Raw genomic sequence first — 15,263 nt, forward strand, 5'->3', positions numbered from 1 at the left:
TTAAAGCGGGCTTTTTGCTTTTCTGCATTCTGTAAGATTGCCGGGTAAGGCGAAGCCACCACCCGGCAAAAGCCGCACTATCCGTTCACACGTATCGGCGCCGTTGCCTCCTCCAGCCACTGTCGTGCATCGCTATCCACCCGCGGTAACAGCGCCTCGCGCACCTGTTGGTGATACGCATCCAGCCACTGTTTCTCCTGCTCGCTCAGCAGGTGCAGTTCCGCCTGGCTTAAATCAATCGGGATCAGCGTCAGCGAAGCAAACGCGCAGAACCCGGGACGGCTTTCCACAATCTCAACCTGGTTTTCAATACGAATCCCGTGGCTGCCGCCCAGGTAGTACCCCGGCTCAATCGTCATGATATTTCCCGCCACCAGCGGCCACGGATTCACCTTTTTGGCGATGCGATGCGGGTTTTCGTGGATCAACAGCTGGTGTCCTACGCCGTGCCCGGTGCCGTGATCGTAATCCAGCCCCATCTCCCACAGCGGACGACGCGCAAAAGCGTCCAGCTGATGTCCCTGGCTGCCGGACGGGAACTGCAGCGTAATCAGCGACAGGAAGCCCCTCAGCACGGCGGTGTAGTGCAGGCGCTGCTGCGGGTCGACCTTGCCCCAGGCCAGCGTGCGCGTGGCGTCGGTGGTGCCGTTGTGGTACTGACCGCCGGAGTCATTAAGATAAAAATGGTCATGGCCGAGAGGCTTGTTGCTGGCTTCGCTCGAATGATAGTGGCACATGGCCGCGTTGCTGGACGAGGCGGAAATGGTCGCAAAACTTTGCTCAATGAACCCGGGCTGCTGCTCGCGGAAGGCGAGCTGTTTTGCCTGCACCTCCAGCTCCGTCAGCGGCTCTCCTGCGGCGGCACGCAGGGGGACCTCACGGCTCAGCCAGGCGAGGAAATTCACCCACGCCGCGCCGTCCTGATGATGACATTCGCGGTAACCTGCCAGCTCAACCGGGTTTTTATTGGCCTTCATCAGGGTAATCGGGTCGGTCAGCCAGATAATCTCTCCCTGCGGCTCGATGGCAAAACGCAGCGCGACGGGCGCGGAATCGTTATCCACCATGACCCGCTTACCGCGTGAAAGCTGCTGGCAGCGTTCGATAAATGCGTCCTGCGGGGAAATGGTGAAGGCGTTGCGTACCCTGTCCGGCAGCGTGCCGAGCTTGTTATCGTTAACGAACCACTCAACGGAGCCGTCGCGGCTCAACAATGCAAACGACAGCGGAACCGGGCTGGTAGGGATGTCGGCGCCGCGCACGTTCAGTAGCCATGCGATGTTGTCCGGCAGCGTGACGGCAAGATAATCGGCATTGTTTTCTGCCAGTACTGCAGCAACGCGCTGACGCTTGTCGGCGCTGCTTTCTCCGCTGATTTCTACCGGCATTTCCCGAATAAGCCCGGCCGGAGGGGCTGGTCGATCGGTCCAAAGGCTGTCGAACGGAGAAGGACTCAGCGGCACCAGCTCGCACGGCGTCGCCGACAGCTGCGTAAACTCCGCATTGGTCATCAGCAGCGGGTCAAACCCGATGCGGGTTCCCGGCTCAACGTTTTGCTCAAGCCACTCCGCCAGCGGTTCGTTGTGCAGGTGATGGATCGCAATCTCGTCCATATTGACCTGAACGCGGGCCTGAACCTGGTAGCGTCCGTCAACGAAGAGCAGGGCTTTATCCTTCAGCACCAGCGCGAGGCCAGCCGATCCGTCAAAGCCCGTCAGCCAGGCCAGCTTTTCGTCATACGGCGCGCAGTACTCGCTCTGCCAGGCATCCGCGCGCGGGACGATCGTTCCGTCGAGACGGTTGGCTTCCAGCCACTGGCGCAGGGCGGTTAACGGTGATGAGGTGTACATGGTTTGTCCTTTTTATTTTTAGCGGAACGGCGGCTCGTTAAAGGTGCGCAGCTTGCGGGAGTGCAGCTTGTCGCCCTCGGCCCGCAGCAGATCGATGGCGCGAATGCCGATCTGCAGATGCTCGGATATCGCCCCTTCGTAGAACCGGTTGGCCTGACCGGGAAGCTTAATTTCGCCGTGCAGCGGCTTGTCGGATACGCACAGCAGCGTGCCGTAAGGGACGCGGAAGCGATAGCCCTGGGCGGCGATGGTGGCGCTCTCCATATCGATAGCCACCGCGCGGCTCAGGTTGAAGCGCAGGGCCGAGGCGGAGTAGCGCAGCTCCCAGTTGCGGTCATCGGTAGTGACGACGGTGCCGGTGCGCAGGCGCTGCTTAACCTCTTCCCCCGGCATGCCGCTCACCTCTTTGGTGGCGTCGTACAGCGCGCGCTGCACTTCGGCAATGCTTGGAATAGGAATATCCGGCGGCAGTACCGCGTCGAGCACATGGTCGTCGCGCAGGTAGGCGTGGGCCAGCACGTAATCCCCGATCAGCTGGCTTTCGCGCAGGCCGCCGCAGTGGCCAATCATCAGCCAGACGTCCGGGCGCAGCACGGCCAGGTGGTCGCAGATGGTTTTGGCGTTTGACGGACCCACGCCAATGTTGATAAGCGTAATCCCCTGGCCGTCGGCGGTGATCAGGTGCCAGGCGGGCATCTGGTGCTTCTTCCACGCCAGGTCGGAAATAGCCTGCTCCGGCGCTTCAGTTTCGGCGGTGATCCAGATCCCGCCCGCGCAGGAGAGGGCGATGTACGGACTGTCCGGATCGAGAATCTGGCTGCAGCCCCAGCGGACAAATTCGTCCACGTAGCGGGTGTAGTTGGTGAACAGCACAAACGGCTGAAAGTGCTCTGCGGGCGTACCGGTGTAGTGACGCAGGCGCGCCAGCGAGAAATCCACGCGGCGGGCGTCGAAATGCGACAGCGGCGAGAATTCCGCCGGATGATAAATCCCGTCCGCCGTCTCATCGCCAATCTGCGAGAGTTCGGTGGTCGGGAAGTGGCGCGTCAGCCCTGCGCTCATGGAGCGGTCAAGCGTCAGCGCTGAACCGTCAATCACGTACGGATAAGGGATCTCATGCAGCGACGGCTCAACGGCGATGTGCGCGCCGTAGTCCTGATACAGCAGGGTCAGCTGTTCTTCGAGGTACGGGCGGAACAGCGCAGGGCGGGTGACGGTGGTGCTGTAACAGCCTGAGTGGGTAAAGCGCGCGTAGGCGCGGGTTTTCGGCGTGGTGCTGGCGCTGCCGTCCCAGGTGACGGAGAGCGATGGATAAACAAAAAGGCCGTGACTCCTGGCCTTTTCGTCGGGAAGTTTCCCCGTTTCGATGTACTCACTGATGGCGCTGCGCAGCGCGTTGACGGACTGTTCGTACAGCGCGTCCAGTTTTTCCAGCGCCTGAGCCGGGGTCAGGCTGGAGCCCTTATTATTCATCTCTGTCTCCTTGTTCCACAGGTGTGTGACTCTACCCGATAGTATGTCACTCGCCTGTGAAACAAAAGTGAGGAGATCAGGGGTGGGCGGTCTCTTTCATAAACAGCGCCGTGGCGGCAGAGAGCAGGCAACCGGCCAGCAGATAAATCGCCACGCTGTGCCAGTTTCCGCCGGAGAAGGTGACCAGCGCGGCGGCGATAAACGGCGTAAACCCGCCGCCAACCACGCTGGCGACCTGATACCCCACGCCCGCGCCGCTGTAGCGATAGCTGGCGCCGAACAGCTCGGTAAACATCGGCTGCTGCACGCACACCACCATGTCGTGGGCGATGTTCGCCAGCATGATCGCGAAGAAGACGATCCAGAAGATTGACTGCGCCTCCAGGGCCATAAAGAACGGCCAGGCGCTGAGCGTGCCGATCAGTGCGCCGGTGATGTAAACGCGGCGGCGGCCAAACCGATCGGCCAGCCAGGCGAAGCAGGGTATGGTCAGGCAGCTTATCCCGCCGACCAGCAGGCCGATATTCAGGAACAGCTCGCGCGGCAGCCCGAGATTCTGCGTGGAATAGTTCAGGGCAAAGGCGGTGACGATATACATGGTCAGCAGCTCGCACAGGCGCAGGGCAATGATTTTCAGAAAAGCGCCAGGGTGTGTTGAAAGCGCTTCCATCACCGGAAGCCGCTTTTTGACTACCGGTTTTTCCTGCTGCTGTTTTTCGAATTCAGCGGACTCTTCCATGCCGTTGCGGATCCACAGCGCGGCGATGACCAGCACGATGCTAAAGATAAACGGAATACGCCAGCCCCAGCTCAGAAACTGCTCGTCGGTGGTGAGCTGGCTTATCAGCGACACCAGGCCGGTAGAGAGCAGCAGGCCCACGCCATAGCCCACCTGTACGCCGCTGCTGTAGAAGGCTTTCTTGTTTTTTGGCGCGCTCTCAACGGAGAGCAGCGCCGCGCCGCCCCATTCACCGCCGACGGCAAAGCCCTGAATTGCGCGCAGCGTCACCAGCAGCACCGGTGCCCACCAGCCGATAGAGGCAAACGAGGGCAAAATGCCGATAAGCGCAGTGGCGATGCCCATCATCCAGACGGTGAGCATCAGCATGCGCTTGCGGCCGAGGCGGTCGCCGAAGTGGCCGAATATCACGCCGCCCAGCGGGCGGAACAGAAAGCCGACGCCGAAGGTGGCAAACGCGGCGAGGGTGCCCATTGCCGGGCTGATCTGGGGGAAGAATTCGCGGTTAAACACCAGCGCGGCGGTAATGCCGTAGAGCAGAAAATCATACCAGTCGACGACGGCACCGGCGAAGCTGCCGAGCGCTGCACGGCGGGCACGACTGAGTGAAGGTGTCTCCTCGTTGGGACGATCGGAGATGAGGGTGGAGTCCATAGTTGTCCTGTCTGTACTGATTTTTAATTATTGGTATAAGAAAAGGTCACTCACATTGCGTCCGTCATATAAACGGAACGTATGAGACTACCGCGACAGAACGCCGGAGAAAACGTTTTTATCTTTCCGGAAGGCGCTTAATAAAAAAATTTCATCTCCACCTGCACCGATATAATTATGTTTGTTTGGCTCCGGTTAGTGCTGAATGGTTTACAGTAATAGTGACCGCTGCGTGACTTAAGCTGAGGGAATAACTATGCAACGCGCCTTTTCATCATTCTGGATTGTCCTGTTTTTATTCGTCGCACCGCTTCATGCGGAGCCCAAAGTCTATGGCGAACAGCGTATAAGCCGCTGGTGGGACAGCCTGACGGACGATATTTCGCAAACCTGGGAGCAGCCGGAACGTTACGATCTGTACCTGCCGTTCCTGAGCTGGCACGCCCGCTTTATGTATGACAAAGAGAAAACCGACAAATACAACGAAATGCCGTGGGGCGGCGGGCTGGGCGTATCCCGCTATAACGAAGAGGGGAACTGGAGCGCGCTCTTCGCCATGATGTTTAAAGATTCGCACAATGAATGGCAGCCGGCGATGGGCTACGGCTGGGAGAAAGGCTGGTACCTGGATAACGCCAAAGACTTCCGCCTGGGGCTGGGAGCCGCAGCGGGCATCACGGCGCGCGACGACTTCGCAAACTACGTGCCGCTGCCGTTTATCTTCCCGCTGTTCTCTGCCGGGTATAAGCGCGTCACCGTCCAGTTCACCTATATTCCCGGCACCTATAACAACGGCAACGTGCTCTTCGCCTGGCTGCGCCTGGGCTTCTAAAGGGTTATCACCTTTTTGGCCACCGCGTTAGACAGCACGAGCAGGGAGAACAGCACGGAAGTGATGAAGGTGAGCACGATCAGCGTTAGCTTTACGCCGAGAGAGGTCACCGGAATCAGCGCCGTCAGCAGGTGAAAAACCGAGTAGTGCACAATATAAACGCCGGTCATCGTTTTGCTGATGGCCGCCAGGATGGACTCTTTGAACTCGGCGTTGCGGCGAAAGCGCACGCCGTTTGCCGCAATCACCAGCGCAATAATCAGAATGTAGATCTGCGAGCCGGTGAGGATAAAGGCGTTTCTGTCCGCCTTGAACAGGGCGAAAAAGAAGTGGCGCTCGTAGAACCAGGTGAAGAGATAGATAAACGGGATGGCGACAACCGCCGCCCTGACCACATTTTTGCGGCTTATCCACTCCGCGATTTTGGGATCGCAGAACAGCTGCCCCGTCAGGTAAAACAGCAGCCACGTCCACAGGCGATACTGCGGCGAAAGCGACAGCACGTGGGTCTCAGGATAGATCGCTGAGAGCAGATCGTACCCGTATGAGAACAGCAGCAGGGCGGCGATCGCGCCGCAGAACAGGGTGCGCCGCTGGCTGAGCCATTCCACCGCCGGGTGGAAGGTATAAATTACGATAAAGGCGAACACGAACCATGGCTGGATCAAATACCCGCGCTGATACGGCTCCCACAGGTAGTAAATCGTAACCCAGAACAGAAAGACGATGATCAGGCTTTTGATTTTGCCCAGCTGCCAGCGGGTGCCGTGCCGGGACTGCCCGTCAAGATAGCCTGAGACCACAAAAAACAGCGGCGTGGCGATGGTCGATATAAAGGTTAAAAACCCCAGGATCCAGTGATAGTCATAATCATAGCGATCCCAGGTGTTGTAGATGGTGAAGAAGGTAACCGCCGTCATACAGCCCAGCGTCTTGATGATGTTCAGTCCTGTCGCATTCATTGTTGTTCCGCTTTGTCCTTACGATGGAAGCACGCATATATCACGGGAAGTACCAGCAGCGTCAGGATTGTAGCAAACCCAAGTCCAAACATAATCACAACGGCCATGCTCTGGAAGAAAACATCCAGCAGGAGGGGGGCGAGACCCAGTACGGTGGTGAACGCGGTGAGCAGGATAGGGCGCAGGCGCGAGGTGGCCGCGTAGATAATCGCCTCATGCTGATCTTTGTGCACTTTTTGCTGTTCGATCTCCTCCACCAGCACGATACCGTTACGGATTAGCATTCCGCTCAGGCTCAGCAGACCAATCAACGCCATAAAGCCAAACGGGATCCCGGTGAGTAAAAAGCCGGGCGTGACGCCGATCAGCGCCAGCGGCACGGTCAGCCAGATGGCGACGGCGTTTTTCACCGAGCTGAACATCAGCACCGTAATCACGAACATCACCAGATAGCCAATCGGCAGCGTGCTGAATACCCCCTGCTGCGCTTCGCTGGAGCTCTCAGCATCGCCTCCCCACTCAATGCTATAGCCGTGGGGCAGGGTGAGGGCGTCAATTTGCGGCTTCACGCGGGCGAGAATATCGCCAGACGTTTGCTGGCTCAGCGGGTCGGGATCGGACTGCACGGTCAGCACCCGCGAGCGGTCGCGGCGCAGAATAAGCGGATCCTCCCACTCCAGCGAGAAGCGGCTCACCACGTTGCTGAGCGGAATGTACTGCTGGCGCGTCTGGCTCCAGACCAGCACGTTATTAAGATGGTTAGCGTCAAGACGCTCGCTTTCCGGCGGGCGCACCACCACGGGCAGCAGGTCGCTCCCTTCCCGGTACAGCCCCGCCCGGCTGCCGGAGAAGTTCATCTCCAGCGCGTTATCGACATCCTGTTTATCCACCCCAAGCTCGCGTCCAAGTGCAGTCACGTACTGCGGGCGGATAACTTTGCTGCGGTTCTGCCAGTCGTTTCTGACGCTGTCGGTGGCCGGGTCGCGGCTCAGGATATCGTCGACCTGGCTGGCAATCAGGCGCAGTCGATCGGGGTCCGGTCCCTTAATGCGTACCTCAATGGCGCTATCTCCGGACGGGCCAAACATGACGCGTTTAGTGCTGGCATTGACCTGCGGGTAGTTGCGCGCAATGTACTCATCCACGTGGCGCGCCAGGGCCGAAATGTTGCGCTGGTCGTCCATCCTCACCATGATTTGCGCGTAGTTGCTGTACTGGCGCTGCCCGCTGTAGGTCAGAATAAACCGCATGCTCCCCTGGCCTATGGTCGAGACGGTGGTTTCAACGCCCGGCCGGCCGTTGAGGGTCTTTTCGATATCGCTGGTCATCTTCTCGGTCCATTTAATATCGGTACCGTAGGGTAACCAGAGGTCGACAAAGAAAATTGGCGTGTTGGACGAGGGGAAGAAGTTTTGCCGTACGGAGCCAAAGCCCCAGATGGCCGCCGCCAGCAGCGCCGCCATCACAACTAGCGTCGGCGCTTTACGGCGCAGCAGGGTATTAAGCAGGTGCTGGTAGAGGCGATAGAGCCGTTTGTCGTAGGGATCTGACTCGGCGGTTTTCTCGGGCTCGTCGTCGTTTTTAAACAGCCACCACTTGATCAGCACCGGGGTGATGGTGAGCGCGGAGAACCAGCTTAGCATCAGGGAAATCAGCAGCACCTGGAACAGCGATTTACAGTACTCGCCGGTGGAATCCTGGGACAGCCCGATAGGCGCAAACGCCAGGATCGCAATCACCGTCGCCCCCAGCAGCGGCAGGGCGGAGCGGCGGATGATGTAGTTAACGGCGGTTAACAGCGGAGAGCCCTGCTGGCGGGCAATCAGCACCCCTTCGACAATCACGATGGCGTTGTCCACCAGCATGCTGAGGGCGATAATCAGCGCCCCGAGCGAGATGCGCTGCAGCTCAATGCCCCACAGATACATAATCAGCAGCGTACCCAGCACGTTGAGCGCGAGGGAGAACGCGATGATGATCCCGCTGCGCACGCCCATGAAGATCAGCAGCACGCCGATGACGATGGCCAGCGCCATCAGGAAGTTAATGATAAAACCGTTAACGGAGTGGCCCACTTCGGCGGCCTGATCGTAAAACAGATCGATATGAATCCCCGCCGGTTTCTCCGCTGACATCTGGCTTAGCTTCGCCTCCAGCGCGTGGCCCACGTCGATAACGTTGACGCCGGGAATAAACGAGACGCCCATGGTGACGGCTTTCCTGCCGTTGGCGTGGTAGATACTGGCAGGGGATTCGTTTAGCCCACGCGAGAGGGTCGCGATGTCGCGCAGCCGCGTCGCCGCCCCGGTGCCGGACGGCGTGATAATCAGATCCGCCAGCTCGTCGATGTTCTCAAACTCGCCCGTCGGGTGCAGGCGGATAGACTCGGTCCCGGAGGTAATTTCTCCCGCGCTGGAGACCACGTTCAGCCTGCTGAGCAGGGCGGAAAGCTGGTTCAGCGTAATGCCGCGCGCGGCCATCTTGGTCAGCGAAATATCGATGTTTATCTGCTGGGTAATGGCGCCACCGATAGCCACTTTGCCCACGCCGGGCACCAGGACCAGCTCGCGGCGCAGCTGCTCGGCGTATCTCACCAGTTCAGGGTTGCTGAATTCGTCCCCGGAAATGGCGAAGAAAAAGCCGAACACGTCGCCAAAATCGTCATTCACGAAGGGCGTAACGACGCCGGGCGGGAACTGACGCGAGGCATCGCCAACCCGTCGGCGCAGCTCATCCCAAATTTGCGGCAGCTCGTTCGAATGATAGCGTGAGGCAATATTCACGGTGATTTGCGACAGGCCGTTGGAGGAGATTGAGCTGACGTTATCCAGATAGGGAAGCTGCTGTAGCGCATTCTCCAGCGGCAGCGTGACCTCTTCCTCAACCTGCTGCGCCGACGCGCCGGGATAATGGGTTATGACCACCGCGGTTTTGATGGTAAAGGCCGGATCTTCCAGCCTGCCAATATTCAGCAGCGCAAATATGCCGCCGACGCCGAGCAGCAGAATGGTCAGCCAGACGCGAATGGGGTTATTAATAAACTGGCGAGAGATGTCCATTACAGTCCCCGCTCGCGCGTCCAGATGCGCACCGGCTGGTTGGCGTGAAGCTCGCCAACGCCCGCCGCCACGACGCGTTCCCCTGCCTTCAGGCCGCTGGCGATCACCACGCCCTCGGTGCTCACTTGCCCCACGCTGACCTTGCGATCTTCCAGGTGAAGCGCATCGCCTTCGCCCACGACCACCCAGACGTGCGGCTCATTGCGCGGGCTGTTATTCGGATTGAAAACGGCCTCGACCGGCACTACCAGCGCCTGGCTGCCGGCACCGGCGGGAAGGTTCGTCAGGTTGATGGTTACCGTGCCGCTGACGCCGCCCACGGCGGGAAAGTCATCCGGCCGCGGCATAGTGAGGATCACCTGCCAGGTCAGCGTGTTGCTGTCGCTGCTGCCCGAATGCTCCTTGTAGACGGCGGTAAACTCGCGGTCCGGAAAGGCGTTAATCCTCACGACAGGGCGATACTGCGCGTTGCGGATATCGAGGGTTTTAAACAGGTTCTCTGGAATGTTGAACACCACGTCCAGCAGGTCGGTGCGGGTCAGAGTCGCAATCGGCTGACCGGCGGAAACAACCTGATGGTTGCGCACGTGCACGCTGGCCGCCGTCCCGCTAAAAGGGGCGACGAGCGTCATCTGGTTCAACTCTTCACGGGCAATTTGCAGCGCCGCATTCGCCGAGTCGCGGGTCGCCCGCTGAACGTCCATCTCGGCTTTTGAAATGGCCTGACGGCCCGCGAGCGTCTGGAAGCGATCGAACTGCCGTTGCGCCAACGTTGCGGCCGTCTGTCTGTCGTTAACCCGCTGCTGGGCCTCGCGGGCGTTCAGCCTGGCCAGCTGCTGCCCCTGCCTGATGGCGACACCCTGGCGGATATCGAGCGCTTCAATCTGCCCGGCGCGCTTAAACGCGAGGTCGGTGGCATCACCTGATTCAATACGTGCGGGGAAAACGCGCTGCTGTGCATTGCCGGGTGCAGTCACCTCCGCCACTTTAACCATTCGCGGCTGGGGGGCGTTTTGCTCCGGTTTCGGGTCACACGCTGTGAGTGTCAAAATAACCAAGGGCAAAAGAGAGAGGTAGCGGTTCACTGTATTCCCCTAATAAATAACCGTTTTATTTATTCCATAACGATGGCAGGGGTGATGCTATTCTGCCAGAACAGTGACGACCATATAGGTAAATAGACCAATCGCCGTGCTGGCGATAATGGCAAGCGCAATAAACATAGCCAGTCGGATCAGGCTTAAACCATACATACATTCCTCCATGAGCCGTAATCGGTGTCTGACTATGAGCATAGTTGGAGAAAAGATAAATGTTAAATAGCCATAATCAGTGGGGAAGCGCTAATCCTGATTTTCCTGTGCTACGTTTAATATCATTCATCTCTTTTTTCCGTCACTGGCATTAAGGGCAAACCCCTGCATTTAAGGCATTTTTTGCTCCGCTCACAATCAAATTGGTTATAAAAAGGATGCTCGATATGTATAAAAATATTCTCGTTCCGGTGGATGTCTACGAGCCAAGTCTGGCTGACAAAGCGCTGCAGCACGCGCAGTTCCTCGCGCAAAGCGCGTCGGGTGAGATTCATCTGCTGCACGTTATGCCAAAATTTTCAGCCGAACTGACGCGGGGTTTTATTTCAGATGCGCGAAAGATGGATGAATATATGATTAATAATTCGAAAGAAAAACTCGCCGCCCTCGTTAAAAAGCTAAACCTGCCGGAAGAGCATGTTCATCTGCACGTTCGCAGCGGCAACATCCGCGATGAGGTGATTAAGCTGGCGGATGAGCTTGCTGCCGGGGCGATTATTGTCGGTTCACGAAACCCGAATATTCAAACCCATTTATTAGGCTCAGAGGCGGCGAGTATCGTTCGTTACGCGCATGTTCCTGTTTTCGTTATTCGTTAATTGCATGAAAGCAAGGTGATTTCTGAAAAGAACCTGAGGAAGGAACGATGAAAACAGAAAAACCTGACCGTCCGTATTATCAGCAGACCGTTGATGAAACCCTGGAAAATATTCATTCCACCGTGGACGGACTGAGCAGCGCTGAGGCATCGGCCCGGCTGCAGCAATATGGTGAAAACGCATTACCGCAAAAGCCGGGCAAGCCCGCCTGGCTGCGCTTTTTGGCCCATTTTAACGATGTGCTGATTTACGTTCTGCTGGCCGCCGCGCTGCTCAAGCTGATCATGGGCCACTGGATCGATATGTTCGTGATCCTCGGCGTGGCCGTCATCAACGCCCTGATTGGTCACATTCAGGAGAGCAATGCGGAGAAATCGCTGCAAAGCATTCGCAATATGCTCTCGAGCGAGGCGGTGGTGGTGCGACAAGGCAGCCATGAAACGGTGCCTACCACGGCCCTGGTGCCGGGCGATGTTGTGGTGATCCGCGCCGGGGACCGCATTCCTGCAGATCTGCGCGTGATTGAAGCGCATAACCTCCGCGTTGAAGAGGCCATCCTCACCGGGGAATCGACCGTTGTTGAGAAAAATACCGACGCCCTGAACGGTGAATTGCCCCTGGGCGACCGTTATAACCTTCTCTACTCGGGGACGACGGTCAGCTCCGGGGGCGGGAAAGGGCTGGTGGTGGCCACCGGTGGCGACACGGAGCTTGGCCATATTAACCAGATGATGTCGGACATCGAAAAGCACCGCACGCCGCTGATGGTGCAGATGGACAAGCTCGGCAAAACGATCTTTATCACCATTATGGTGATGATGGTGGCGCTGTTTGTCTTCAGCCTCATCTTCCGCGACATGCCGGTGTCTGAGCTGGTGCTGTCGCTGATAAGCCTTGCGGTGGCCGCGGTACCGGAAGGGCTCCCGGCTATTATCTCTATTATCCTCTCGCTTGGCGTGCAGGCCATGGCGCGTCGGAAGGCCATTATCCGCAAGCTTCCCACCGTGGAAACCCTGGGCGCAATGACGGTAATCTGCTCGGATAAAACCGGCACCCTGACCATGAACGAAATGACGGTCAAGGCGGTGATTACCGCAGACACCACCTACCGCGTGGAGGGAGACAGCTACGAGCCGGTGGGGAATATTCACCCTATTGATGACCCAACGCCCGTCACCGTCACCCACGGATCGGTGCTGGAGCGCTACCTGCGCACCATTGACCTCTGTAACGACAGCCAGCTGATGAAAGACGATCAGGGGCTGTGGAAAATTACCGGCGGGCCGACGGAAGGGGCGCTGAAGGTGCTAGCGGCAAAAATTCCGCTGCCTGCGGTCAATGCAGAGATGCGCAGTAAGATCCCGTTCGATTCGCAATACAAATATATGTCTACGCTGTACCGTCTTGGCGACGAAGAGGTGATTCTCATTACCGGCGCGCCGGACGTTCTGTTCCGCCTCTGCCAGTTCCAGCAGACGAATGCAGGGCTGCAGCCCTTCGATCAGCCCTACTGGGAAAGCAAGATTGAAGAGTACGCCCGAGAGGGGCTGCGCATGGTGGCGGCGGCCTGGAAACCGGCCTATGACGGGCAGCGCGAGCTGGATCATCCGGACCTGCAGGATGGCGTCATTCTGCTCGGGATTGCCGGCATGATGGATCCTCCGCGTCCGGAAGCCATCACCGCCATTGCCGACTGCCTGCAGGCCGGTATTCGCGTGAAGATGATCACCGGCGACCACCCGCAAACGGCCATGAGTATTGGACAGATGCTGGGGATTGGCAATGCCGCCAGCGCCATCACCGGCCGCGAGCTGGAGGCGATGGACGACCATCAGCTGAGCGAGGCGGCGCAAAAATACGATATCTTTGCGCGAACCAGCCCGGAAGATAAATTCCGCCTGGTGCAGGCGCTGCAAAGCCGGCAGGAAGTGGTGGGAATGACCGGCGACGGCGTGAACGATGCCCCGGCGCTCAAGCGGGCGGATGTCGGCATCGCCATGGGGATAAAGGGTACCGAGGTCACCAAGGAAGCCGCCGATATGGTGCTAACGGATGACAACTTCGCCACCATTGCCAGCGCGGTACACGAAGGGCGTCGGGTTTATGACAACCTGAAAAAGACCATTTTGTTCGTTATCCCGAGCAACATCGCTCAGGCTTTACTGATCATCATTGCGCTGCTGGCGGGTAACCTGATCCCCTTAACGCCGGTGCTCATCCTGTGGATGAACATGGCGACATCGGCAACGCTGTCGTTTGGGCTGGCGTTTGAGGCAGGTGAGAAGAACATCATGAACAGGCCGCCGCGTAAGGCGAATCTGCACGTGATGGACGGATACGCCATCTGGCGCGTTGCGTTCGTCGGCCTGATGATTGCCATCAGCGCCTTTGTGCTGGAGGCCTGGCTACAGCCGCGCGGCTACTCGCCGGAGTTTATTCGCACCGTGCTGCTGCAAACCCTGGTAACGGCGCAGTGGTTCTATATGCTCAACTGCCGCGTGACCGACGGTTTCTCCCTGAGCAGAGGGCTGCTGGCGAATAAAGGGATCTGGGTGGTGAGCGGCGTGCTGCTGGTATTGCAGCTTCTGATCATCTACGCACCGTTCATGCAGATGCTGTTTGGCACCGAAGCGCTGCCGTTCCGCTACTGGATCATCACCCTGCTGGTGGGGTTCGTGATGTTCCTGATCGTCGAGGTGGAAAAAGTGCTGACGCGCAGATGGCGTAAAACCGACGCGTAACAGCGTTTAAATGAAAAAGCCTGCTTAACCGCAGGCTTTTCTCTTTGTGGGACTTTTCTGAAGGTAGGTTATAGTTACCCTGTATATCTTCTGCTCAATGATAGGGAAATTATGCTTCGTCTACCTTTGCTCGCGCTGGCCCTTGCCGCATTCACCCACAGTGCACTGGCGGTAACATATCCGCTGCCCCCTGACGGAAGCCGCCTGGTGGGCGTGCCAACGACCTTTACTGTTCCAGAAGGCAATACGCTGCCGCTCGAGGCTTTTGCCGCTAAGTACGGGCTGGGGCTGAGTAATATGCTTGAGGCCAATCCGGGGGTGGATCCCTTTTTACCCAAATCGGGTACCCAGCTTGTGATCCCGCAGCAGCTGATTTTGCCAGACACGGTTCGCGAGGGGATTGTCGTAAACGTGGCAGAAATGCGCCTTTACTATTATCCGCCTGGTAGCAATACCGTTGAGGTTCTGCCTATCGGCATAGGTCAGGCCGGGCGCGAAACGCCGCGCAACTGGGTGACGGCGGTGGAACGCAAGCAGGTAGGGCCAACCTGGTCGCCAACGGCGAACACGCGCCGTGCGTATGCCGCCGAGGGCAAAACGCTTCCCGCGTTTGTGCCTGCCGGGCCGGACAACCCGATGGGGCTATACGCAATCTATATTGGCAGGCTGTATGCCATTCATGGCACTAACTCGAATTTCGGCATTGGTTTGCGCGTAAGCCAGGGCTGCATTCGTTTGCGTAATGACGATATCAAATACTTGTTTGATACTGTGCCGGTCGGGACGCGCGTGCAGCTTATCGATCGGCCGGTTAAATCAACCACCGAGCCGGACGGCAGCCGCTGGCTTGAGGTCCATGAACCGCTGTCGCGTAACCGCGCGGAGTTTGAGTCAACGAAGAAAGTACCGCTGCCCATTTCGGCCACCCAGCGGACGCAGCTGATAAACGAAGGGGCGGGCGCTGAACTGGAACGTCGGTCGGGGATGCCGGTTAAGATCGGCATGTGAGGGCTGATGCCCTCACCCCGGCCCTCTCCCACG

General features: G+C 58.3%; 10 protein-coding genes. 4 read left to right on the forward strand and 6 right to left on the reverse strand.

All coding sequences use genetic code 11. The features are described 5' to 3' along the window. Positions 1–77: 77 nt before the first annotated feature. The 3 genes from D5067_RS08525 to shiA form a co-directional block, all read right to left on the reverse strand. A complete protein-coding gene (locus D5067_RS08525; protein WP_119938348.1) occupies positions 78–1,850 on the reverse strand; it encodes an aminopeptidase P family protein in 1,773 nt (590 codons plus the stop codon). Positions 1,851–1,868: 18 nt separating this feature from the next. After that, entirely contained in the window at positions 1,869–3,323 is a 1,455-nt protein-coding gene (locus D5067_RS08530) for an AMP nucleosidase (RefSeq protein WP_119938349.1), read from the reverse strand. A gap of 76 nt (positions 3,324–3,399) precedes the next feature. Beyond that, entirely contained in the window at positions 3,400–4,716 is a 1,317-nt protein-coding gene (gene shiA / locus D5067_RS08535; protein WP_119938350.1) for a shikimate transporter, read from the reverse strand. A 256-nt stretch (positions 4,717–4,972) separates the two neighbouring features. Between shiA and pagP the strand changes: the two genes are divergently transcribed. Further along, on the forward strand, positions 4,973–5,548 hold the full coding sequence (gene pagP, locus D5067_RS08540; RefSeq protein WP_119938351.1) for a lipid IV(A) palmitoyltransferase PagP: 576 nt from the start codon (positions 4,973–4,975) through the stop codon (positions 5,546–5,548). On the opposite strand, the gene D5067_RS08545 is transcribed toward pagP, so the two are convergent. Genes D5067_RS08545 through D5067_RS08555 form a run of 3 tightly spaced genes read right to left on the reverse strand, consistent with a single transcriptional unit; the run spans position 5,545 to position 10,654 of the window. Next, on the reverse strand, positions 5,545–6,510 hold the full coding sequence (locus tag D5067_RS08545) for an acyltransferase (RefSeq protein WP_119938352.1): 966 nt from the start codon (positions 6,508–6,510) through the stop codon (positions 5,545–5,547). The two genes, pagP and D5067_RS08545, sit on opposite strands and share 4 nt — an antisense overlap. Then, positions 6,507–9,569 carry an efflux RND transporter permease subunit gene (locus D5067_RS08550; protein ID WP_119938353.1) on the reverse strand — a complete coding sequence of 1,021 codons (3,063 nt, stop codon included), beginning with the start codon at positions 9,567–9,569 and terminating at the stop codon, positions 6,507–6,509. Before D5067_RS08550 ends, D5067_RS08545 begins: the two co-directional genes overlap by 4 nt. After that, on the reverse strand, positions 9,569–10,654 hold the full coding sequence (locus D5067_RS08555) for an efflux RND transporter periplasmic adaptor subunit (protein ID WP_210433814.1): 1,086 nt from the start codon (positions 10,652–10,654) through the stop codon (positions 9,569–9,571). The genes D5067_RS08550 and D5067_RS08555 overlap by 1 nt, the downstream gene beginning before the upstream one ends. A gap of 395 nt (positions 10,655–11,049) precedes the next feature. Here D5067_RS08555 and D5067_RS08560 point away from each other — a divergent pair, with 395 nt between their 5' ends. From D5067_RS08560 to ldtA, 3 genes are all read left to right on the forward strand, one after another. After that, entirely contained in the window at positions 11,050–11,481 is a 432-nt protein-coding gene (locus D5067_RS08560) for a universal stress protein (RefSeq protein WP_119938355.1), read from the forward strand. A gap of 47 nt (positions 11,482–11,528) precedes the next feature. Further along, positions 11,529–14,222 (forward strand): cation-transporting P-type ATPase, encoded by a 2,694-nt coding sequence (locus D5067_RS08565; RefSeq protein ID WP_119938356.1) that lies wholly within the window; start codon positions 11,529–11,531, stop codon positions 14,220–14,222. Between the two features lie 111 nt (positions 14,223–14,333). Continuing rightward, positions 14,334–15,230, forward strand: a complete 897-nt coding sequence (gene ldtA / locus D5067_RS08570) for a L,D-transpeptidase (protein WP_119938357.1) — start codon at positions 14,334–14,336, stop codon at positions 15,228–15,230. Positions 15,231–15,263 lie beyond the last annotated feature (33 nt).

Origin of the sequence: Enterobacter huaxiensis, from assembly GCF_003594935.2 — a bacterium.
GTDB classification, from domain to species: Bacteria; Pseudomonadota; Gammaproteobacteria; order Enterobacterales; family Enterobacteriaceae; genus Enterobacter; species Enterobacter huaxiensis.

What these genes read in the sequence shown, in the direction of transcription:
- D5067_RS08550 (WP_119938353.1), bottom strand. Translation starts at nt 9,569, where the DNA reads ATGGACATCTCTCGCCAGTTTATTAATAACCCCATTCGCGTCTGGCTG.
- D5067_RS08530 (WP_119938349.1), bottom strand. Translation starts at nt 3,323, where the DNA reads ATGAATAATAAGGGCTCCAGCCTGACCCCGGCTCAGGCGCTGGAAAAA.
- shiA (WP_119938350.1), bottom strand. Translation starts at nt 4,716, where the DNA reads ATGGACTCCACCCTCATCTCCGATCGTCCCAACGAGGAGACACCTTCA.
- D5067_RS08560 (WP_119938355.1), top strand. Translation starts at nt 11,050, where the DNA reads ATGTATAAAAATATTCTCGTTCCGGTGGATGTCTACGAGCCAAGTCTG.
- pagP (WP_119938351.1), top strand. Translation starts at nt 4,973, where the DNA reads ATGCAACGCGCCTTTTCATCATTCTGGATTGTCCTGTTTTTATTCGTC.
- D5067_RS08565 (WP_119938356.1), top strand. Translation starts at nt 11,529, where the DNA reads ATGAAAACAGAAAAACCTGACCGTCCGTATTATCAGCAGACCGTTGAT.
- D5067_RS08545 (WP_119938352.1), bottom strand. Translation starts at nt 6,510, where the DNA reads ATGAATGCGACAGGACTGAACATCATCAAGACGCTGGGCTGTATGACG.
- D5067_RS08525 (WP_119938348.1), bottom strand. Translation starts at nt 1,850, where the DNA reads ATGTACACCTCATCACCGTTAACCGCCCTGCGCCAGTGGCTGGAAGCC.
- ldtA (WP_119938357.1), top strand. Translation starts at nt 14,334, where the DNA reads ATGCTTCGTCTACCTTTGCTCGCGCTGGCCCTTGCCGCATTCACCCAC.